Annotated in this window: 2 protein-coding genes; both read right to left on the bottom strand. The window is 41.6% G+C overall.

From position 1 onward, the window contains the following. A partial coding sequence (glnK, locus tag A3729_RS23080; protein WP_068634323.1) for a P-II family nitrogen regulator occupies positions 1 to 315 on the bottom strand: 315 nt, incomplete at its 3' end. Between the two features lie 70 nt (positions 316 to 385). Then, positions 386 to 862 carry an FKBP-type peptidyl-prolyl cis-trans isomerase gene (locus tag A3729_RS23075; RefSeq protein ID WP_068509573.1) on the bottom strand — a complete coding sequence of 159 codons (477 nt, stop codon included), beginning with the start codon at positions 860 to 862 and terminating at the stop codon, positions 386 to 388. Positions 863 to 922 lie beyond the last annotated feature (60 nt).

Raw genomic sequence — 922 nt, 5'->3', positions numbered from 1 at the left:
GCCAGTACGGATTCGAATCACTTGCTCAAGTGATGAAACAAATATCTTGCCGTCGCCGATCTTTCCAGTATTGGCTGCATTTGTCATCGCTTCGATAACTTTATCTAGCATATCTTCACTGATCGCTACTTCNAGTTTAACTTTTGGTAGAAAGTCTACAACGTACTCAGCGCCACGATACAACTCTGTATGACCTTTCTGGCGACCAAATCCTTTAACTTCAGTAACTGTTATACCCTGAACACCGATTTCTGATAGTGCTTCACGTACATCATCAAGTTTAAAAGGTTTGATTATCGCAGTAACAAGCTTCATTCTATTCTCCGTTATCTTAAAAAGACTCGTAATTGTTCTGTTACGAGTAGTTATATCTCACTATAGTTGTTTATTCATTGATGCCAAGCAACTCAACATCAAAAATTAGTACCGAGCCAGCCGGGATGGCGCCAGCAGCTCTATTTCCGTAGCCAAGTTCGCTCGGAATAAATAATCGGGTCTTCTCGCCAACCACCATAAGTTGCAGACCTTCAGTCCAGCCTTTGATAACTTGATTCAAGCCAAAAGAGATAGGTTGTCCGCGAGCTACGGAACTATCAAAGACAGTGCCATCAGTTAAGGTGCCATGATAATGAACTTTAACTTTATCGTTTGCAGTAGGGTGGGCTTCTCCCGTACCGGCTTGAAGTACCTTATATTGAAGACCCGACTCGGTTGTGACAACGCCTTCTTTGGTCATGTTTTGGGCAAGAAACTCACTGCCTAATTGTTGATTCTCAACGGCTAGCTTTTTGTTTTGATTAGTGCGGTGGACGATGAATGCTGCAAGTGCAACAACAAGTATGACAACAATGATTTTTAACACGGGTGATTTGCCTTTTATTAAATCGGTATTGGAATGAAATAGATTCTAAATGATTCCCTG

It is taken from the genome of Oleiphilus sp. HI0043, from assembly GCF_001634935.1.
This window is presented reverse-complemented; position numbering and strand designations above follow the sequence as displayed.